This is a genomic window from Peribacillus kribbensis DSM 17871, assembly GCF_000430765.1.
In the GTDB taxonomy this organism is placed as follows: domain Bacteria; phylum Bacillota; class Bacilli; order Bacillales; family DSM-1321; genus Paraperibacillus; species Paraperibacillus kribbensis.
This window is the reverse complement of the sequence record NZ_KE387240.1, coordinates 197,030-216,131: the sequence shown is the minus strand read 5'-3', so window position 1 is coordinate 216,131 and position 19,102 is coordinate 197,030. Positions and strand designations below refer to the sequence as shown.

20 protein-coding genes and 1 riboswitch are annotated in these 19,102 nt (G+C 42.2%); of the genes, 6 read left to right on the top strand and 14 right to left on the bottom strand.

Translation table 11 applies throughout. The annotated features are described in order from the left end of the window. Nucleotides 1–29: 29 nt before the first annotated feature. Entirely contained in the window at nt 30–1,241 is a 1,212-nt protein-coding gene (hmpA, locus tag H539_RS0119335; RefSeq protein ID WP_026694887.1) for an NO-inducible flavohemoprotein, read from the bottom strand. Nucleotides 1,242–1,414: 173 nt separating this feature from the next. Here hmpA and H539_RS0119330 point away from each other — a divergent pair, with 173 nt between their 5' ends. Further along, entirely contained in the window at nt 1,415–1,852 is a 438-nt protein-coding gene (locus H539_RS0119330; protein WP_026694886.1) for an Rrf2 family transcriptional regulator, read from the top strand. A 145-nt stretch (nt 1,853–1,997) separates the two neighbouring features. Here the strand turns inward: H539_RS0119330 and H539_RS0119325 are convergent, their stop codons facing one another. Beyond that, entirely contained in the window at nt 1,998–2,180 is a 183-nt protein-coding gene (locus H539_RS0119325) for a zinc-finger domain-containing protein (RefSeq protein WP_026694885.1), read from the bottom strand. Nucleotides 2,181–2,199: 19 nt separating this feature from the next. Next, nucleotides 2,200–2,856: a reverse transcriptase-like protein gene (locus tag H539_RS0119320; protein ID WP_026694884.1), complete on the bottom strand. Its 657-nt coding sequence runs from the start codon at nt 2,854–2,856 to the stop codon at nt 2,200–2,202. Nucleotides 2,857–3,069: 213 nt separating this feature from the next. On the opposite strand from H539_RS0119320, the gene H539_RS0119315 reads away from it, so the two are divergent. Both H539_RS0119315 and H539_RS0119310 read left to right on the top strand, forming a co-directional pair. Continuing rightward, the gene (locus H539_RS0119315) at nt 3,070–3,453 is read left to right on the top strand and encodes a reverse transcriptase-like protein (protein ID WP_026694883.1); all 384 of its coding nucleotides are present in this window, start codon (nt 3,070–3,072) and stop codon (nt 3,451–3,453) included. A gap of 39 nt (nt 3,454–3,492) precedes the next feature. Continuing rightward, a complete protein-coding gene (locus H539_RS0119310; RefSeq protein WP_026694882.1) occupies nt 3,493–4,395 on the top strand; it encodes a DMT family transporter in 903 nt (300 codons plus the stop codon). A gap of 45 nt (nt 4,396–4,440) precedes the next feature. Here the strand turns inward: H539_RS0119310 and H539_RS0119305 are convergent, their stop codons facing one another. After that, nucleotides 4,441–4,704 (bottom strand): DUF6123 family protein, encoded by a 264-nt coding sequence (locus tag H539_RS0119305; RefSeq protein WP_026694881.1) that lies wholly within the window; start codon nt 4,702–4,704, stop codon nt 4,441–4,443. Between the two features lie 91 nt (nt 4,705–4,795). Between H539_RS0119305 and sspL the strand changes: the two genes are divergently transcribed. After that, nucleotides 4,796–4,933, top strand: a complete 138-nt coding sequence (gene sspL, locus H539_RS0119300) for a small, acid-soluble spore protein L (RefSeq protein WP_026694880.1) — start codon at nt 4,796–4,798, stop codon at nt 4,931–4,933. Between the two features lie 50 nt (nt 4,934–4,983). Here the strand turns inward: sspL and H539_RS0119295 are convergent, their stop codons facing one another. From H539_RS0119295 to H539_RS0119265, 7 genes are all read right to left on the bottom strand, one after another. Beyond that, complete coding sequence (locus H539_RS0119295; protein WP_180321067.1) at nt 4,984–5,832, bottom strand: 5'-3' exonuclease; 849 nt, start codon at nt 5,830–5,832, stop codon at nt 4,984–4,986. A gap of 211 nt (nt 5,833–6,043) precedes the next feature. Further along, nucleotides 6,044–6,880, bottom strand: a complete 837-nt coding sequence (locus H539_RS0119290; RefSeq protein ID WP_026694878.1) for a sulfurtransferase — start codon at nt 6,878–6,880, stop codon at nt 6,044–6,046. Nucleotides 6,881–6,893: 13 nt separating this feature from the next. Continuing rightward, nucleotides 6,894–10,574: a dynamin family protein gene (locus tag H539_RS0119285; protein WP_026694877.1), complete on the bottom strand. Its 3,681-nt coding sequence runs from the start codon at nt 10,572–10,574 to the stop codon at nt 6,894–6,896. A 151-nt stretch (nt 10,575–10,725) separates the two neighbouring features. Further along, nucleotides 10,726–10,893, bottom strand: a complete 168-nt coding sequence (locus H539_RS31695; RefSeq protein WP_155890153.1) for a hypothetical protein — start codon at nt 10,891–10,893, stop codon at nt 10,726–10,728. Between the two features lie 574 nt (nt 10,894–11,467). Then, nucleotides 11,468–11,980, bottom strand: a complete 513-nt coding sequence (locus H539_RS0119275; protein ID WP_026694876.1) for an isoprenylcysteine carboxyl methyltransferase family protein — start codon at nt 11,978–11,980, stop codon at nt 11,468–11,470. Nucleotides 11,981–11,982: 2 nt separating this feature from the next. Beyond that, complete coding sequence (locus H539_RS0119270; RefSeq protein WP_026694875.1) at nt 11,983–13,071, bottom strand: type III polyketide synthase; 1,089 nt, start codon at nt 13,069–13,071, stop codon at nt 11,983–11,985. Between the two features lie 115 nt (nt 13,072–13,186). Further along, nucleotides 13,187–13,960 (bottom strand): SDR family NAD(P)-dependent oxidoreductase, encoded by a 774-nt coding sequence (locus H539_RS0119265; protein ID WP_026694874.1) that lies wholly within the window; start codon nt 13,958–13,960, stop codon nt 13,187–13,189. 520 nt (nt 13,961–14,480) lie between these two features. Between H539_RS0119265 and H539_RS0119255 the strand changes: the two genes are divergently transcribed. After that, complete coding sequence (locus tag H539_RS0119255; protein WP_026694873.1) at nt 14,481–14,843, top strand: nucleotide excision repair endonuclease; 363 nt, start codon at nt 14,481–14,483, stop codon at nt 14,841–14,843. A 91-nt stretch (nt 14,844–14,934) separates the two neighbouring features. Here the strand turns inward: H539_RS0119255 and H539_RS0119250 are convergent, their stop codons facing one another. From H539_RS0119250 to H539_RS0119240, 3 genes are all read right to left on the bottom strand, one after another. Further along, nucleotides 14,935–16,248, bottom strand: coding sequence for a nucleobase:cation symporter-2 family protein (locus tag H539_RS0119250; protein ID WP_026694872.1), 1,314 nt, complete (start codon nt 16,246–16,248; stop codon nt 14,935–14,937). After that, a complete protein-coding gene (locus tag H539_RS0119245; RefSeq protein WP_026694871.1) occupies nt 16,241–16,834 on the bottom strand; it encodes a xanthine phosphoribosyltransferase in 594 nt (197 codons plus the stop codon). Before H539_RS0119245 ends, H539_RS0119250 begins: the two co-directional genes overlap by 8 nt. Nucleotides 16,835–16,950: 116 nt before the next feature. Beyond that, nucleotides 16,951–17,052: riboswitch (purine riboswitch) on the bottom strand. A 252-nt stretch (nt 17,053–17,304) separates the two neighbouring features. Further along, the gene (locus H539_RS0119240; RefSeq protein ID WP_026694870.1) at nt 17,305–18,825 is read right to left on the bottom strand and encodes a carboxypeptidase M32; all 1,521 of its coding nucleotides are present in this window, start codon (nt 18,823–18,825) and stop codon (nt 17,305–17,307) included. A 138-nt stretch (nt 18,826–18,963) separates the two neighbouring features. Between H539_RS0119240 and H539_RS32265 the strand changes: the two genes are divergently transcribed. Next, nucleotides 18,964–19,101 (top strand): hypothetical protein, encoded by a 138-nt coding sequence (locus tag H539_RS32265; protein WP_218970925.1) that lies wholly within the window; start codon nt 18,964–18,966, stop codon nt 19,099–19,101. Nucleotide 19,102: the final 1 nt, after the last annotated feature.

The following is a 19,102-nucleotide window of genomic DNA, read 5'->3' as shown; positions in this document are numbered from 1 at the left end:
AACAGCCAAATTAAACAGTGAATGTATGTTTATAGTTCAAGAGAAGGACCAAAAAATTCGTAATGGATGTTTGAATCCTCGACTCCTATTTCTTTTAAGGCGTTAATCATTGATTTCAGGAAAGAAGCCGGGCCGCATAGATAAAATTGGCTGTTTGCCGCTTTTACAATTTCTCTTAAATGGCTCTTCGTGATTCTTCCATGCCTATATAGATCCTCATTTGCCATATCTACGCCGGCAGCATCTCCATAGAAGCAGTAGCTTTTAAAGTTCGTGAGCTCTTTTTCTGCCTTCTGCACTTCATCAGAAAAAGCATGGACCAGCTTATTCTTAGCTGAATGGATGAAGACAGTCTCTCTCTCGGGACTCACTGTTTTCATGCTGTTCAGCATGCTTATGAATGGAGTGATCCCTACTCCTCCACTAATGAAATAGACCGGTTCTTTCCCATCCAGATCCAATGTGAATTCACCTGCAGGGGCTGTCAATTCAATCTGGTCTCCAACATTAATTTGATCATGAAGGAAGTTCGAAACTTTGCCATCCGGGTTCTCTGATCCTGTTTCCCTTTTTACAGAAATCCGGAAATAGTCCCTGCCAGGAGCATCTGATAAGCTGTACTGTCTATTAAACAAGTATTCTTCTCCTTCGATCTGGAGCCGAACGGTCACATACTGTCCTGGTTTAAAGTCAGGCAGGGGCTGTCTGTCGGTTGGCTTGAGATAGAAAGAGGTGATAACATCACTTTCCTTAACCTTGTCTGCTACAGTGAAGTTTTTAAAGCCATCCCATCCGCCGTCTTTTTCTGCAGCAGACTTATAAAGATCTTTTTCTACACTTATAAATACATCTGCAATGATGCCATATGCCTCTCCCCAGGCATGGAGGATTTCATCTGTCGCCGCATCGCCAAGGACTTTTTTTATGGCTTGCAACAAGTGTTCTCCCACGATCGGATAGTGTTCCGGCTTTACCTGCAGGCTTCGGTGTTTTTGGGCAATCTGCTTTACAGCTGGCAGCAATGCCTCCAGCTGATCAATATGAACGGCCGCTGCATACACCACATTTGCCAGCGCAGTCTGCTGCCTTCCTTGTTCCTGGTTCGTATGGTTGAAAATATGTAGCAATTCTGGATGGTTTTTAAAGAGATTTTTATAGAAAACTGTAGTAATTTCTGTCCCTTTTACGGCAAGAACAGGTGCTGTTGATTTAATAATATCAATGTTTTGTTGTGATAACATATGGAATTCCCTCAGCTTTCTTTAAAGAAGTATTTCTAATACACCTTTATAATATGCCTGCTTTCGGTTTAAAGCAATATCTGAAATACATCTTTTTGTGACAAATATGTTACTATTAGATATAGATATAAAGTAATATGATGTTACCAAAAAAGAAGAGGGGAGCACGATTTATGCGTCTAACCAACTATACGGATTATTCCTTAAGGGTTTTGATTTATCTGGCCTCCCTTGAAGATGGAAAACTGGCAAATATCCAGGAAATTGCGGATTCCTATAAAATATCCAAAAATCACTTAATGAAAATCATCCATAACTTAGGAAAGAAGGGATATATCTATACGATCAGGGGGCGAAATGGGGGTATTAAACTGGCTAAGACGCCTGCGGAAATCAATATTGGCGAAGTGGTCCGAAAAACCGAAGATGATTTTAATATTGTAAATTGCTTCGGGGACAGTCCGGAAAACCATTGTATATTAGCTCCCGTATGCACGTTGAAAAATATTTTAGGCCAGGCACTGACTGCATTCATTGAGGTTTTAGATCAATACACACTTGAGGATATTTCGCATAATCCAGGAATGGTTTTTCGGATGCTCAGGGGATAAGATTCATATAAAAATACTAAGGCTGTCTCATGTAAGCAGGATCCACCTTTGCTGAATTTAGGGTCTGAATACTCTAAATTCAGCAGAACGGTCTGGGTTTTCCACTTTTATGAGACAGCCTTAGTATTTAAGTACGCATTTCGAATTACTTTACCGCAAGCTTTTTTCCGTAATTTCTAAGTTCTTCCCCCACCGTACACTTTGAAATACAGAATTTGTGGGCATATGCTTTCCCTTTTTCTTTCCTATGAAAAGTCTTAAGGAAGCAGCCTTCACAATAGGAATCCAGGATTTCATCCACTTCAGTATATATTTTCTTTCGATCCATCTCATTTCTCCTTATCTGTTTATATAATTTCCAGCCTGCTGGATATGAAATTCTGGTCCAATGCCTGAGAAGCTAATTTGTCTGCCTCTTGATTCTCTTTTCTCGGTATGACCATATAATTTGGCTTTATGTTCAGCTCTCTTAATTTTTCTTCTATCCTGTCCATCCATTTATTCAATCCTTCTTCAAAGCAAGGCCATTCGCCGGACAACTGATTCAGTACGACCTGTGAGTCCCCTTTAAATGTGCATGGAGTATTTTTTACTCCCAGCTCCTCCAACTGAGTAAGAGCATAATATAAAGCAGCATACTCCGCTTCGTTGTTAGAATCAAGAATTTCCATCATTTTATTTGAACGGATCCTCCAGTTCTTTTTGTTCTGTCTGTAATAAAGAGCAACCCCTGCACTGGCCAATCCTTCATCCTTCTGAAACCCGCCATCAAAATAAACCGTGATGTCCTGTGGCTCATCCATCACTTCTTCTAGAAGTTTTTTTAATTCCTTCTTCGTCCAGGTTAATCCTCCTTCATCCTCAAACTCTATATGAAAAGCTCTGCCGGTTTTCTCAAGATCCGCTGTTATAAACAGAGCTTCTTCTCCCTGGATAAATTCTGAATGAAAAATAGTGCCTGCCTTTTTAGGATGCCTGTATTCCCAATGCATTTTGACTCGCAATGTGATTCCTCCTGTTTTAGGAACTCTTATTGTTTTAGTGTCTTACATTAATATATCCTCTTCCTTTAAAGTAAAACTTTATGTCCATTCACACCAGTGAGCCGATTGTCATCCTATCATAAAGGTATGCTTAAGGCGGCGGCTCATTCATGGATTACTTTCTCTTTTTTATTATGGTACACTCTAATAAGATTTGATACAGGAGGGAAAGCCATGGTTGAAATTTTTATAGATGGCGCAAGCGCAGGCAATCCTGGTCCCAGCGGGGCAGGGATTTTTATAAAAGAGAACGGAAAAGCCGAGAGCCTCTCTTTCCCCCTCGGAACGATGGAAAATCATGAGGCTGAATTCTGTGCGTTCATTAAGGCGCTTGAAATTTGTATAGAAAGAAAGTACACCGTAGTCTCCTTTAAAACGGATTCCGACCTGCTGGTGCGTTCTGTAGAAAATGAATTCGTCAAAAATAAAAGGTACATGCCATTCCTTGATAAATCCCTTCTTTTGATCAAGAATATTGAGTTATTCTTTATTAAATGGGTGCCAAGGAAGGAAAACAAGGCTGATGGACTTGCCCGAAAGGCCATTCAAAATAACTAATCAAGCTTCGATGAGAGCCACATGAAGGAAGTATGACATATGAAAAAATCTTTATACGCCGACGCCGGCCTGCTAATGGTCGCGCTGATTTGGGGTGTATCGTTTGTATTAGTGCAAAATGCCATCGCCCATTTAGAGCCATACAGCTTTAATGCCATCCGTTTTCTTCTTGCTGCCCTGATATTGGCAGTATGGCATCTGTTAAAAAATCCTTCACGATCAGGTTTTAGGCCGGGCTTGCTGAAGGCCGGGATGAAAATGGGGCTCTGGCTCTTCCTAGGATATGCCCTGCAGACCATCGGACTCTTGCATACAACTCCTGCAAAAGCAGGGTTCATTACAGGTCTAAGCATTGTCATTGTACCCCTGCTGTCTCTTCTGTTCTTAAAGCAGGCCCTGACTCTCCAGACTGCATTTGGGATAATTGCTGCAACTGCTGGCTTATATTTGATGACCATGATTGGTGAATCGCGATTTACCGTCAGTGATTTGCTTATATTAATTGCTGCCTTCAGCTTTGCAATGCATGTCGTAATGACCGGTAAATACTCCCAAAAATTTGAAGCTCTTCCTCTTACCATTGTGCAGCTTACTGTCGTTTCTCTCCTGTCTTTTGCAGGGGGATTCGTATTTGAGAATCCTGCAGGCAGCTTCAGTTTACACACCCTTTTCCTTCCTGATGTTGCTGCTGGACTCTTGATTACTTCCCTATTGGCCACTGCCGCTGCTTTTCTTATTCAGACTTCGCTGCAGAGGTTTACATCTCCTGCAAGAGTGGCTCTCGCTTTTTCAACCGAGCCTGTTTTTGCCGCCATCACCTCTTATTTCTGGATAGGCGAGACCTTATCACCCTATGCCATGGCGGGTTGTGTTCTGATATTCGGGGGAATCATCCTATCTGAAATCCCTGTCAAAAAGCAGCCGCTCACACTGGAAAAATGAGGAGGAACCCTATTTACATCGGGTTCCTCCTTTTTTGTATGTATATTAAATTAAATTCTTCTCTTCTGCAAAAAGAGTAGCTTTTTTCTTAGACGTTATTTCACTCTGCATCAGCGATTCAAGCAAGGAAATATAAAAGCTTCCATCAAATGTTTTTTGAGCCTTGAGCGTCAATTCGATCGCTATATTGACAAGATGATCGCTTGCATTTGTATAGTGCTTTCCAAAGTATATAAATCCTATAGCATCCTCTTCAAAGCAAAACCCCTTTGCTTCAAGATAAGCTAAATATTCTTCTACTGTCTGCATCTTTTCCTGAACCCCTTCGTGAAAAATATGCCATATCCCCTGATAAAATCTCTTTACTAAAGGAATAATGAAGATGAGGAGGTGGAATGGCATGAGCAAAACCAATAACCGCAATCGGGGCAAAGCAAGCCTTGGAGTGACTCCGCAAGGATATGCCGAGGATGAACGCGCCCACGATCCCAAAAGCCAATTAGAAAACAAAGCTAAAAAAGATAACACAAGAAGATAATAGATTAGGCCGGACAGGGGGAATCCTTCCCTCCTGCCCGGCAGGCCCAATCAAGCCATCAGGCGTTGCAGCCCTTTGATCTCAAATTCATTCAGCATTTTGGACACTCTGTCTGAATCATATTCAAATTTCGCTGTATCCAGCGGACAGGCAACAGGAACATCGCACTTGATTTCCGCGAGTTTCCTTGAGAGATGAAGCATTTCTACTGCTGCCTCAATTCTTTCCCTTTGCACTCTGGTAAGTGAAACCAGATTCTCAAGGATTCCTTCGATATTTTCATAAGCCTGAAGCAATTTAAGAGCCGTTTTTTCTCCAATGCCTTTGACTCCCGGATAATTGTCAGAAGGATCCCCCATCAGTGCCTTAAGGTCAATCATCTGCTGCGGACTAATTCCTTTCCATTCAAAAAATGTCTCCGGATCATGCACTTCATAGTTCCCAAAACCTTTTTTCAGGAGAACAACAGATATATTTTCTTCAATTAGCTGCAGAAGATCCTGGTCTCCTGTAAGGACATACACATGACTGGATTCTACCGCATCCTTCGCAATGGTTCCAATGCAATCGTCTGCTTCAAAGCCACTCAGCCCTATATTCGGGATATCAAAAGCTTCTACAGCTTTTTTTACAGCCTCAAACTGGGGAATAAGCTCTACAGGAGCGTCCGGCCGGTTCGCCTTATACTCTTCAAACATTTCGGTGCGGAAGGTTTTGCTTCCCATATCCCAGCAGACGGCTATATGGCTGGGCTTAAAATGATTCACCGCTGTAAGCATATGTTTCAGGAAGCCCTGGATGGCATTCGTTGGCATTCCTTTTGAATTAATCATAAATTGACGCGTAACTGATGTTGCATAAAAAGCCCGGAAAAGCAAAGCCATTCCATCCACAAGCATCAGCGAAGACTTTTCGTTATCAATACGATTCAATTCCACACTTTTCACCCCTGCTTTTCTCCCTAAGGAAAATTTGTGTTTAGCCCTCACTTAAAAACTGCCTTTTATCCATCATTCTCTGATGAAAAAAAGGCAGTTTGACTGTCTGTTTATAATCATTACTTATTTATTTTAACACAAATTGACAAGAAAAGGGGAGGGAAAATCCTGTCTATTCCCCGCTTCCGGAGATAGGCATTTCCACGTAGGAAATGTAATCACTGAAACTCCCGATATAAAGAGAGACATTTTCGAATCCTGCCATTTTCAATGAAATATAATTGGGTGCTGCTGTCACACCAGAACCGCAGTAGACGACGATTTTCTTATCTTTGGGAAGGTCTTTAAATCGTTCCTGCTGCTCTTCTGGAGATCTGTAATGTCCATCCACAAGCCCCTCAGCCCAGAATTTGTTTAAGGCTCCGGGAATGTGACCAGCTTTTTTATCAATTTTTTCTTCTATTCCCTTATAACGAATCGGCTCACGTGAATCAATCAGAACAAGGTCTTTCCCTTGTTCTACAAACTGCTTTATCTCGTTAAACTCTGTGAATATCTCGGGTTTCAAATCAGGGGTAAAGGTCGTTTTTTCAAATGCAGGAAGCTCCCTGCTAATAGGATTTCCAGCTTCCCTCCAGGCTTTAAAGCCGCCTTGAAGCAAGAATACCCCAGAATGCCCAATATACTTCAGCATAAAATACAATCTTGCTGAATAAGAACCCTCTCCTCCATCGTAAATGACAATAGTTGTGGAGTTTTGTATACCTGCTTCCTCTAGCCTGGATACAAATTCATTCATCGGAGGGAGAGGGTGCCTGCCGCCATGCTCCTTGACAGGCCCGCTCAAATCTTTTTCGAGGTCAAGGTATACGGCATTGGGAATGTGTCCTTCGTTATAGCGTTCCCTGCCTTCATCCGGTCTGCCGAGCGTAAACCGGCAGTCGATGACCCTCAGATTTTTTTCCTTAAGTTTTGGCAGAAGCTCATCTACCTTCATAAATATATTCATCCATATCCTCCCATCAAGCTTTTCGGATTTCAAGGAATTTCTGCAGCAGCTCTTCCATAGTCTGAAGCTGGTTTTCCCCTTCATAGGCACTGAGATATCCATCATAAATCTCTTCCATTCCTCCGATGAAGGCGTTCTTTATTTCCTGATAGGCAGTTAAATATTTTTCCCTGTAATAGTCATTAAGCCCTTCAGCCTGATCTGCAATATACTGATCAGCAGGAGTATCGAATGCTTTCTGCAGAGCAGCATTCATCTTGACTTTTTCATTTTTCTCAAAAAAGCTCTTAGGATTTTTAAATAGTGAAAGTTCTTTCCTAAAATCCTGGGATTCCAGCTCCTGCATCGGCTGGCTGATCTGGGGCACAGGAAATGAATAGCTCTGGATTGGGGTAATTTCCAGCTCAGCTCTAATTTCCTTAGCTCTATGCAGCCAGCCATTATATTCCTCAGAGAGCAATTTATTAAGATAATTCTCCGAACGGAGAGAGGTCGCTCTCATTTCCTGTGCCAAGTCAAAACCCAGGGACTGTTTCAGCTCATTCAGCGCCAGTTCAACTGCCTTTTTCAGATCTCTGCCATCATCCTTAAGCACAGCAGGATTGAAAGCTTCCTTAAAGAAATCATTAAACCGGAGAAAGACTCTCTGTTTGCTATAAAAAGCCAGTTCTTTTATTTCCTTATAAAGGCGTTCTGCTGCTATTTTGGCTTCACTGTTTTTTACAAGTTCCTGAATTTTTTTGAGCTCCTCTTTTAAAGCAGCACTTTGAAGCTTTTTGGTTTCTTCATCGGTATCAGCAGCAGCCAGCACTTCTGCCAGTAATTTTTCTGCACGGATTAAGAGTCTCTCAGCTGCGGACAGCACAAGCCCTTTTAAATCATGCTCCAGAAAATGATTAAATTCTTTCTCAAATAATGAGATCCCGCTGTCCTGTAAAAAATGGCCGGCAAGAGGGACTTCTCCTGTCTTTTCCTGTAGGGCTGCCTTGCTTGAAATCGGATAAAGCCTTGGATACCTGATCTGAAAATTGCCGAGCTGCCCCCTGATATACTCCATGACCTGGGTAAGCTCCTCTTCAGAGCTGGCAAGATCCACTGCGTTAACCATGAAAAACATTTTATCCATTGAGAATGAATCCTTCACCCTTCCAAGCTGGATCAAAAATTCCCTGTCTGCCTTGGAAAAAGGATGATTATAATAGGTAACAAATATCACTGCATCTGAATTTTTAATATATTCAAAGGCTGTCCCTGTATGTCTTGCATTTATAGAATCTGCTCCGGGAGTATCTACAAGAATGACACCCTTTCTGGTCAATTCGCAGTCATAATAGAGTTCGATCACATCCACCAGGCAGGATTTTGCCTCATTTGCCGCAAACTCCCTGAACTCATTCAAATCGACGATCAACTCTTCGCCCATCCTATGCTTGAAAGCAGGATATCCTTCATAAAAAGCGCTGAGGAACGACCCTTGGGTACTCTGCTGTCCTCCTTCAGCAGGCTGCTTAAGGAGACCGCTTACCCGCTCCAGGGCTTCATCCAGAGATGAGGCTGAAAGACCGAAATGTCCAAGGGCCGCCAAAACATCCTCCAGTATCATTTCATTCGTTTTAAGTTTGACTCTCGCGGTCCCATGAGGGTTCAGCCCTGAAGGCGGACAAATCTTATTAATCGCAGCGGTAGTAGGATTAGGTGAGACAGGCAGGACCCTGCTGCCAAGCACTGCATTTGCAAAGGAAGATTTCCCTGCACTGAATGCTCCAAACAGCGCCACAGTAAATGTCTGGCTTTCCAGGCGTACCGAGCTGTTTTTCATTTCTTCAGCCAGATAGCGGAAGCCTTTTTGGTCTTTTAACAGCTGGGCTGCTGCTGCCAGCTTTCTGGCTTTCTCTAGAACGGTTTCCTTTATTGGGCTGGCTTCCAATTCATTGATTTCAACCTTATACTCCGTTTCTTGCTGCTTTTCCTGCTTTTCATTTTGAGACCATTCAAAGTCGTCTGTAAGGACGACTTTGAAATCGTTCTCTTCTCCATCCCAGCGGCGGAATAAATCTCCTATTGTCCCACTGTCTGCTTCACTGCCTCTGCCAAAAAGCAGGTCTTCCAGCAACCCCTGCTTTTTGGCAGTTTTCTCACTTGTTTCACGGACCGATTGGATAGCGTGCTCCAGTTTCTCCAGCTTTGTGATCTCTTCATCCAATTTCCCAATCCTTTTCGATTGCTCGATCCTAAGTGATTCGGCCAGCACGTCCCCAAATTCTTTAGCGGCATGCCTGGCGTCCCGCCGCAAGGCTTCCGCCACTGTGCTGGTATAAGATAAAACATATTCCCCTGTGATGCTCACCTGGCTTTTCACGGAATCCGTCATAATCGAATCATCCCAGTTTAATAGAATGGACTCTGCAAGATTTTCAAGCCTGCTGTCAGCCAGTCTGTTTTCCTTCAGAGTCACAATGGCCAATTCCTTAATATGCCACTCCAGCTGGTTTTTCATCTTTTCCTGCAAATCTTCTTTTAATTTTTGAAACCTCAGCTTTTTTTCCGCTTCTGTTTTACCTCTTGAGAAAAGAAGCCCTACTTTAAAGTCCGATTTGGTTGATTCCAGGTATTGCCTGGCAAGCTCCCGGGTATCTGCAGGCATTAAGTAAGCATTTTTCAAAATGGTTTCTGCTTTTGTTTTGAAATCTTCTAAAATACGGGAAATCGATTGGTCTGCTTCTTTCCTTTCATTCTTCAGCCGTTCAATTGATTGAAGGACTTCGTCAGGCCTCTTCTCTTCTTGCTGTTCGAGAAGTTTTGTGTTTTCCTCGTTCTCCTCCTGATATTGTCCCTTCAGCCACTCCACATGATCGAGGATAATTTGTTTCGCGGCTGCCCGTGCTTCCAGAAGCCCAGATTCAGGCTTTTCCTGTGAAAAATCACGGATCAGCTTCTTCAAGCTGGAAAACTCATTATGAGCAGAGTCTTTCTTCTTTAAGGAGGTGTAAAAAATTCTTTCTGGCTTTACTCCCCAATTTAAGAATCCATCCTTAACAGATTCGGTAAATTCTTCAAAGCTTAGCTCAGAATCATCATGCTTATCAATCTGGTTGACCACAAGGAACAGCCTTCTGCCTGAAGAAAACAATTCCTTAGTGAAAAGGAAATTCACTTCTGATTGGACATGGTTATAATCCATCACATAAAAAATAATGTCTGCAAGATGAATCGCATCTTCGGTCGAAATCCGGTGTGCATCGTCCGCAGAATCAATTCCCGGTGTATCCATTACGGCTGCATTTCCCTCAAGCGGGAACCGAGCTGTGCTTATTTCTATAGAATGGATAGCATCTCCATCTTTACAATAGCTTTTTACCAAATCATAATTATAAGGAGCAGGATACAAGACAGGTTTTCCCTGATAGAAGTATACCTTTGCATACTCTTCTCCCTTTTTGACTTTCACAATATTTGCACTGGTTGGAACAGGGCTTGAAGGCAGGAGCTCCTCACCTAGGAGCGCATTGATCATACTGGATTTCCCGGCAGAAAAATGCCCGCAAAAAGCAATCAGTTTTTCTTCCTGCCTGACTTTTTGAATGAGCTGCCTGATTTTCCGTGCGTGAACTTCATCATTTGCCGCAGAAAGGTGCTTATACACTTCAGCAAGCGCTGTTAACAAATTTTTTTGGTCTGTTAGAGTCTGGTTCATCTGAATGTCCCCTTGTTGATATCTTTAAAGCATTTACTTCTATTTTAATCGATATTTTTGAAAAAGGGAGAATAATAAGATTAATTTTAAACAAAATAGAGTTTCCATTTCCTTGCATCTTTAGAAAAGAACATAAAAAAACCAGGTATGATCACCTGGCGGGATGGGAAGCGACAAGTCTTCCGTTATTATCGGTTATTATTTCATCTTTGATGATAATTGAAGTCACAGGCTGGGATTTGGTTACGGTATGATTTAGAACATGCTTCATGATCCCAAAATATGTAGCAGCAGTCGCAAGTATAAACAGCCAAATCATAAATGCAGCTCCCCACTTGGTTTTTTTATTGAGAATAATATTCATCCTCAATAGAAGCTTAACAGAATTGAGAAGCGTTTTCAATGAATTATAAAAAATTATAGCGCATCATTCTGCTTAAGGATGATTCTTGCTTGAAAAGCACCGTTCTGCGCTTTACTGTATGCCAGCTCCAAGCTGAGACCCTCGAGTCATAAGCCAATCCGTCTATGGGGAGAAGACCGCTCCCCACAGCCGGCTCGTCTTATGCTTGCACTAAAGCATAAGTGCGACTAAGCTTCTTTATCGGGTCTCTACCTGCCAATTAGTAAATGACTTTAATTGAGTAAATTATACATTGGGTAACAACATAGGTAGATTGGGCAGGCACCGCTTTCCGCTTTATTGGTTCCAGCTCCGAACTGACACCTTCGGTCATAAGCCAGCCGCCATCAAAAGGCCAAAAACGGGCCTTTCGCTGCCGTCTTTCTTATGCCTTTCAGGTGTCTGCTTTTCAATAAGTATTTTTTCTATAATTATACGTGCATCATTCTGCTTGAGGATGATTCTTGCTTGAAAAGCACCGTTCTGCGCTTTACTGATAATTTGTTAATTTTTTCAGTGCTTTTTCTTCTTCAGGTATTCTTGTGAGCATCATGAAGATGTTTAGCAGTGTAAACAGGCACGCTGTTATGCAGGCATTGAAAAGGAGCGGGATGACGATCAGTTCCAATGCGACTATGATGTAATTTGGATGTTTGATGAATTTATAGGGTCCTTTTTTTACTGCTTTGGCATCTGGCAGGACGATGATTTTGGTATTCCAAAACCGGCCGAGCGAGGTCAGTGCCCAAATTCTTGATGCCTGAAGAATAAGGAAAAGTACAAGGAAAACCGGCCAATATGCCGAAGGATGACCACCCCTTTTGTATACTTCTATGATAAACACAACAAAGAAGGCAGCATGCATGGCCACCATCCATGGATAATGGGAGGAGCCAAACTCGATTCCGCCCTGCTGTTTCATCCAAGCTTCATTCCTCTTTGCAACAGCCAGTTCTCCCAGCCTCTGAGCAATGACAATCAGAAGGAACAAGATAAACATCATCATCATGTCCACCTCATCAAGAGAAGTTCAGAAGAAAAACCAGGTCCTAATGCGGCTGCAAGTCCTAAATCGCCTTTTTCCATATCTCCTTCCATAAACCTTCTTAATACATAGAGAATGGTGGCAGAGGACATATTCCCATGCTCCTTTAATACATCAAGCGATATTTTCGTTTTCTGTTCTGTGAAGCCCAGCGATTCTTCGTATGCCTGGATCACTTTTTTTCCGCCTGGGTGCGCGATGAAGTGATTGATTTCGTTCAATGAGGTTCCTCTGTCTGTTAAAAATTCTTCTACATTCGGCTTCAGCCAATTGCTAATCAATGTTGGAATATCCTTGGAGAATATCACATAAAGTCCTTCATTTTTAATATCCCAGCCCATGACATCCTGTGAATCGTGTAAAAGAGTGGATTGTGCAGCTTCTATCAAAGGAACCAGGTCCAATGCACTTCTGTTACGCATGGAGGACTTTTCCCCGCAGAGGAGGGCACAGGAAATTCCGTCTGCAAATATGGAAGTGCCGATTAGATTGCTTTTCGAACGGTCATCCTTCTGAAAAGTCAGGCTGCACAGTTCAACAGACAATACCAGCACATTGGCTTCCGGATAAGCCTTGCAATAATCAAATGCACGCGATAGGCCGGCAGCACCTCCTGCACAGCCAAGGCCCCAGATGGGAATTCTTTTTGTATGGGGAGAAAATGGAAGGAGGTTCATGATTCTTGCTTCAATAGAAGGAGTAGAAATTCCCGTGCTTGATATAAAAAAGATCGCATCGATCTCTTCTTCATGGACCTTGTTTTTTAGAAATGACGCGTCGTTCAGACACGTTTTAATGGCTTCCGCACCAAATTCAACGGCCGTCTCTATATATTTCGTATTCTTTTCTTCAAAGGTATGGGTTTCTTTAAACCATTCCAGGTCACTGGCGAAACTTCTTGTTTCTATTTCTCCATTAATAAAAACTTTTAACAGTCTGTCAATATCACGGAATGAAGATCCAAACATTTCCCTTGCGAATTCCATGGTATCCTTCTGGTTGAGCCTATAGGGTAGAGGAACCTCAGAAATTGATAAAATATGTGCCATTTAATCACCATCCATTAAAAGTAATTTCTCCTTAGAGCCTGGTTTTATGTCATATACTGAACAAAAAAAGGTAAACCGAAGGCTGCTGCCCTTTGGTTTACCCTATATCCTTTTATTAAAACCCTTGGATGGTCATTCCGCCATCGACGAATAATGTTTGTCCTGTTACATAGTTGGCAGCATCGGATGAAAGAAAAACAGCAGGTCCGACCAGCTCTTCCAATTCCCCTATTCTCTTTAACGGAGTAACGCTCAGGATGTCATTTACATACTCTTGATCTTGCAGGAGTTTTTCCGTAAGCGGAGTTTTAAAATACCATGGCCCCAGACTGTTCACTCTCACATTATACTTGCCCCATTCAAAGGCGAGCACCTTCGTCATTTGGATCATCGCGGCCTTTGTGGAAGCGTACACGACTCCTGTGCGCAGGGCTACCTGTCCTGCGACGGAAGCAATGGATAAGATGGAGCCCCCTTTATTTGCACCCGCAAAATATGTACCTGCTTCCTTTGACATAAGGAAGGCGGATTTCAAATTGGTATCCATGATTTTCTGCCATTCTTCCTCCGTTACCTCGAGAGCTTGAGAGCGGATATTCATCCCGGCATTATTTACAAGGATATCCAGTTCCCCCGCCTCTTTGATTACTTTTTGAACCGCTGACTGTATTTGATCGCCCTGGGTGAGATCGGCAGCAATCGGAAAGGCTTTCTGGCCAGTCTGTTCGACGATATGGGCTGTTTCCTCTAAATCCGTTTTAGTTCTGGCCAGAAGTGCTACATCTGCCCCTGCTTCAGCAAACCCAATTGCAATAGCTCTTCCGATTCCTCTCCCCGCCCCTGTTACAATAGCCGTTTTCCCTTCCAGCCTGAACGATGGTAAATACATACGATAAATCCCCCCATCATCTGTTTCGTTAATTATGTCTATTACCAAGCTCCCAAGTGGCAAAGCTTATCATTACCATACGATAGAAACGGCCATTTTGGCAAAAAAATAAGGATGAGTCAGGGGGGTTGCTGAGTCATCCTTCAATTATTCGCTTTTTTCATTTTTTTGATATTGCACTTCAAAGATAATTTCTTTCAGCTCGGATTTTCCACAATTCACACAAACACTGCCTTCCTCCACGATCGTCCTGCAATGAACGCAATATTTCTTTTTCAAATTGCTTCCCATCTTTCCAAGTATAATTATACTATTCTATTCAGTCATTTCAGAAAGTTGCATAGAAACGGAAAAATTGGGGTACATTCCTGAAAGAATGGACTTTTTCAAATGGTGCAGACTAAATAGTAATAGATATTTCCACAGGCTTGTGTTACCATTTAATTTTACATAAGCATGCATACTATACGGGCTGAATGCTCCAGTATGGACCCTTACAAAATCAGAGGACGTGAAAGACTTGATACAGATTCAAATACCAGAACCCAGTCTAACTTTGACAAAGCCGAATCGGCCGAACCCGGAATTAAGCAATATCTACGGATTTGAGGACTTCCACCGCATTCCCCGCGACAAAGGCGGTATTTTTATGTTTTATAACATAAATGATGAATTGCTTTTTGTCGGCAAAGCCAGAAAGCTTCGCCAGCGAATAAAAAAGCATTTTGAAGATAATGTTTCACCTCTAAAAAATCATCGCGATGAGGTTTATTCCATTGAGGTATGCATTGTAGAAGAACCGATGGATAGGGAAATATACGAAACATATATCATTAACACACTGCAAGCAAAATATAATATTGATAAAGTTTTCTATAAATAATCAGGTAATGATTTTTAAAAGGCTGGCTTATAAAGGCGGTGTCCCGAATGTGCGGGAGCCTTCCTATATAAGCCAGCCATTTTCTTTTTCTTTAGGACGCTTTTTGTCCGGTGAGTCCTGAAGACATCAGCCTTTTTTGTTTTCCAGGAAGGATATTGAAAATAATATTTAAAATAATAGCAGTAAGACTTCCCAATACAATCCCGCTGTCCGTCAAAATTTTTAATGATGGGTTGATATGGCTGAACATATTAGGCACTACCGTCACACCCAGACCCATCCCAACCGAACAGGCTATGATCAGAAGGTTCTCCTGATTAGCAAACTCAATACGGCTCAGCATTTTAATTCCTGATGCAATGACCATACCAAACATCGCAACCATGGCCCCGCCAAGGACCGATGAGGGAATGATCGTGGTCAAAGCTCCTATTTTGGGAACAAGGCCCATAAAAACCAGCATGGCTGCAGTCACATAAATGACTTTCTTTGTCTTAATCCCTGACATCTGGATGAGACCAACATTTTGAGAAAAAGTTGTGTAAGGAAATGCATTGAAGATACCGCCTATGATGCTGGCAAGTCCCTCTGCCCGGAAGCCTTTCGATAATTGGGCTTTGGAAATCTCCGTATTTGTAATATCTCCAAGTGCAAAATATGTCCCCGATGATTCTACTAAGCTTACCATAGCCACCAGACACATCGTTAAAATGGGCGTAAGTTCAAAGGAAGGAGCAGCAAAGTGGAAGGGCTCCACCATATGAAACCATGAAGCCTCCCTAACTGCGCCGAAGCTAACTTTTCCCATAGCTGCAGCAGCAAGAGTTCCGCATGCAAGGCCGATCAGAATCGATATGGCACGGATAAAGCCTGAAAAGAATTTAAATATAATGATGATGAGAAGCAAGGTACCAAATCCAAGCACAATATTTTCATATGATCCAAAATCTTTGGACCCCTGTCCTCCTGCGAGGTTGTTCATGGCAACCGGTATCAAAGTAATTCCGATGATTGTCACCACAGAACCTGTTACAACAGGCGGGAAGAACTTGACCAGCCTTCCAAAGAAGCCTCCTATCAATACAATAAATAATCCAGAAGCAATCACAGCCCCATAGACAGCAGAGATACCATGTTCCCCGCCAATGGCGATCATAGGACCTACTGCAGTAAAGGTACATCCCAGCACTACCGGAAGTCCGATTCCGAAGAAGCGGTTCTGCCAAAGCTGAAGGAGTGTGGCCAGTCCGCACATCAATATGTCTACAGATACAAGATAGGTCAAATCAGATCCCTTCATCCCCATTGCACCGCCGACAATCAAGGGAACAATCACAGCACCGGCATACATGGCTAAAACATGCTGAATGCCTAGAGAGGCAAGTTTCATAGCTGATTTATTCATTTATATTAACCTCCTTTTCGGAAAAGACGATTTGATTATTTTCCAAAGATTCCAAAATGGCCAGAGATTCTACCCTAACCCCTCTTTCCCGAAGGATACTTCCGCCTTCCTGAAATCCCTTTTCAATGACAATTCCAACTCCGGCGAGTTTTGCTTCTGCTTCTTTGATTACATTAATGAGACCGATGGCAGCCTGACCGTTTGCCAGAAAGTCATCAATGACGAGAATATGATCATCAGAATCAAGAAATTTTGCAGACACTGCAATTTCATACTGCTCCTGCTTTGTGAATGAATAGACCGGTGCGGTAAGAAGATCTTCAGTCAGCGTAAGTGACTTTTTCTTCCTGGCAAAGATGAGCGGTACGCCAAGGTACAGCGCGGTCATTATTCCAGGTCCGATTCCTGAGGATTCTATGGTCAGCACCTTTGTAACAGGTTCATCCCGAAATCTGCCCGCAAATTCCTTCCCAATTTCCTTCATCAATTCTGGGTCCATCTGGTGATTTAAAAAGGAATCAACCTTCAGGACATTTTCGGAAAGGACGATACCATCGTCACGTATTTTGTTCTTTAGAAGCTCCATCGTATTTCCTCCCGGTGGTTAAAACTCGATTTTTTTAAAAAACAAAAAGGCTCAAGTGACTGCTTCATAGAGTGAAGCAATGCACTTAAGCCTTTAAATTAACAAAGCAAAAATAAGTACGTTCATTGCCCACTCATAGTCAGGCCATTTACGGCAGCCTGGTAGAAACTCGCGGGCCATATCCCCGCTATTATATGAGGGTGTTTCTTGTATTTGATTAACTTGAATTATACCATTTACCATGATTAACTCAATAGTTTTTTCTTTAAATCCGAATGATTTTTTAATAGACTATCTCATCATTCGTATATAGCGCCATTTTCATAAGGATCATATGGGCACAGCCCTTTGACAAATGGCTTGCTAATCATCAAAACTTGTATTTCCCTAGTATAATGGAGGATGCCCTATTTGTAAAAGGACAGTTGAAAAAGGAGAGTAGCTTCTGCTCTCCTTTTCTTCAGAATTCCTTATACCAGCTGATATACACTGCCGTATTTGTCTGTAAGATATTTGATCAGGTGATCGGCATTCAGCCCTTCACCAGTCGTCTCTTGAAGGATTTCCAGCGGTTTCTTTGTCTTTCCGAACATATGGATTTTTTCGATCAGCCAGTTTTTGATTGGCTGGATATCACCGGATTCAAGCAATGCATCATAGTTTGGAAGGTCCTTCAGCATAGCCTCTTTAATCTGGGCTGCATATATATAGCCAAGAGCATAGGATGGGAAATACCCGAAGCTTCCGCCAGCCCAGTGAACATCCTGGAGGACTCCATGAGCATCTTGATCAGGGCGGATTCCAAGGTATTCCTCATATTTGTCGTTCCACACCTGCGGCAGCTGAGCCACTTCCAATTCATTATTGAACAATGCCTTTTCAATTTCATAACGGATCATGATGTGAAGCGGATACGTCAATTCATCAGCCTCGATACGGATCAAGGATGGCCGTGATTCATTGATGGCGCGGTAAAAATCATCCAACTCTATATTTTTGAACTGTGTTTCCGCATAAGTTTGGATGAGCGGGTATTGCTTTTTCCAAAACGATTTATTCCTTCCGATAAAGCTCTCAAAGAATAAGGACTGAGATTCGTGAATCCCCATGGAAGTGCCTGAACTTAAGGGAGTTCCTGTTAATTCAGTGGAGATATTCTGCTCATAGATGGCGTGGCCGCACTCATGAATGGTGCCAAATACGGCAGTGCGAAAGTCATTTTCGTCATATCGCGTTGTGACTCGGACATCACCTGTATTTAAGCCGATGGCAAACGGATGGACAGTTTCATCCAGCCTTCCTGCTTCAAAATCATATCCCAGCTCCTTTAGTATTTCGAGGCTGAAGGATTTCTGGTCTTCTTTCGAAAATCTATGATATAAAAAATCGGTCTCAGGCTTGTTTTCTGATTCAGCGATTTGTTTCACAAGAGGAACAATCGACTCCCTCAGCTTCCCAAATACCTCATCCAGAACTTCCACGGTCACTCCCGGTTCGTACATATCCAGAAGCGTATTGTATGGATTGCCTTCATATCCCCAATATGTAATAAATCTTCTGTTGAAATCCACTATTTTTTCTAAGTAAGGTTTGAACGTATCCCAATTGGACTCTTTCTTAGCTTCCTCCCAGACAGATTCAGCCTTTGATTGCAGGACTACATATTCTTTATATTCATCTGCCGGAATTTTTTTATTCCGCTCATAATCCTTCTTGCATTCTAAAAGTACTTTTTTTGTAATAGGACTGAGATGAGTGTATATCTCCTCATCCGAAAGCCTTGCAATAAAGGCAGCCATCTGTTCACTGGTAGAAAGTGTAAAGACTTCGGAAGAAAGAACGCCAATTACTTGTGAACGCTGTTCTACCGCTTTCTTCGGTGCACCTGTCCTGAGATCCCAAAAAATAAGACCCAGTGCTTCATTGTATGCGGATATTTTTTTTACATAATCTAAAAATTCTCTTTCTAAGGTTTGAATCTTTTCTGACATCTCATGTCCCCCTTTTAGCAGACATCGGAAAGCTGAACTCCTGATTTAGCGCCTGCTTTTCTATCATCTGTATTTTATCATATAATGCAGATATACTTAACTTTAAAGTATGAATTTTCAAATAAAGGAGCGGGGAAAATGGAGCTGATCGGCTGCTGCCGGCATTGTCTAAAGGAAATTTACTGCCGTGATGGATTTTTGGAAGGCTATGTCGATAAAGACGGCGGAATCATATGCTTTTCCTGTGAACAGAAAAACGTGAGCAGCAAGGATTGAG

Bases quoted from the DNA above. Each gene is read 5' to 3' on its own strand.
- hmpA (WP_026694887.1), bottom strand. From the start codon at position 1,241: ATGTTATCACAACAAAACATTGATATTATTAAATCAACAGCACCTGTT.
- H539_RS0119330 (WP_026694886.1), top strand. From the start codon at position 1,415: ATGCGTCTAACCAACTATACGGATTATTCCTTAAGGGTTTTGATTTAT.
- H539_RS0119325 (WP_026694885.1), bottom strand. From the start codon at position 2,180: ATGGATCGAAAGAAAATATATACTGAAGTGGATGAAATCCTGGATTCC.
- H539_RS0119315 (WP_026694883.1), top strand. From the start codon at position 3,070: ATGGTTGAAATTTTTATAGATGGCGCAAGCGCAGGCAATCCTGGTCCC.
- H539_RS0119310 (WP_026694882.1), top strand. From the start codon at position 3,493: ATGAAAAAATCTTTATACGCCGACGCCGGCCTGCTAATGGTCGCGCTG.
- H539_RS0119305 (WP_026694881.1), bottom strand. From the start codon at position 4,704: ATGCAGACAGTAGAAGAATATTTAGCTTATCTTGAAGCAAAGGGGTTT.
- sspL (WP_026694880.1), top strand. From the start codon at position 4,796: ATGAGCAAAACCAATAACCGCAATCGGGGCAAAGCAAGCCTTGGAGTG.
- H539_RS0119295 (WP_180321067.1), bottom strand. From the start codon at position 5,832: ATGCTTGTGGATGGAATGGCTTTGCTTTTCCGGGCTTTTTATGCAACA.
- H539_RS0119290 (WP_026694878.1), bottom strand. From the start codon at position 6,880: ATGAATATATTTATGAAGGTAGATGAGCTTCTGCCAAAACTTAAGGAA.
- H539_RS0119285 (WP_026694877.1), bottom strand. From the start codon at position 10,574: ATGAACCAGACTCTAACAGACCAAAAAAATTTGTTAACAGCGCTTGCT.
- H539_RS31695 (WP_155890153.1), bottom strand. From the start codon at position 10,893: ATGATTTGGCTGTTTATACTTGCGACTGCTGCTACATATTTTGGGATC.
- H539_RS0119275 (WP_026694876.1), bottom strand. From the start codon at position 11,980: ATGATGTTTATCTTGTTCCTTCTGATTGTCATTGCTCAGAGGCTGGGA.
- H539_RS0119270 (WP_026694875.1), bottom strand. From the start codon at position 13,071: ATGGCACATATTTTATCAATTTCTGAGGTTCCTCTACCCTATAGGCTC.
- H539_RS0119265 (WP_026694874.1), bottom strand. From the start codon at position 13,960: ATGTATTTACCATCGTTCAGGCTGGAAGGGAAAACGGCTATTGTAACA.
- H539_RS0119250 (WP_026694872.1), bottom strand. From the start codon at position 16,248: ATGAATAAATCAGCTATGAAACTTGCCTCTCTAGGCATTCAGCATGTT.
- H539_RS0119245 (WP_026694871.1), bottom strand. From the start codon at position 16,834: ATGGAGCTTCTAAAGAACAAAATACGTGACGATGGTATCGTCCTTTCC.
- H539_RS0119240 (WP_026694870.1), bottom strand. From the start codon at position 18,825: ATGTCAGAAAAGATTCAAACCTTAGAAAGAGAATTTTTAGATTATGTA.
- H539_RS32265 (WP_218970925.1), top strand. From the start codon at position 18,964: ATGGAGCTGATCGGCTGCTGCCGGCATTGTCTAAAGGAAATTTACTGC.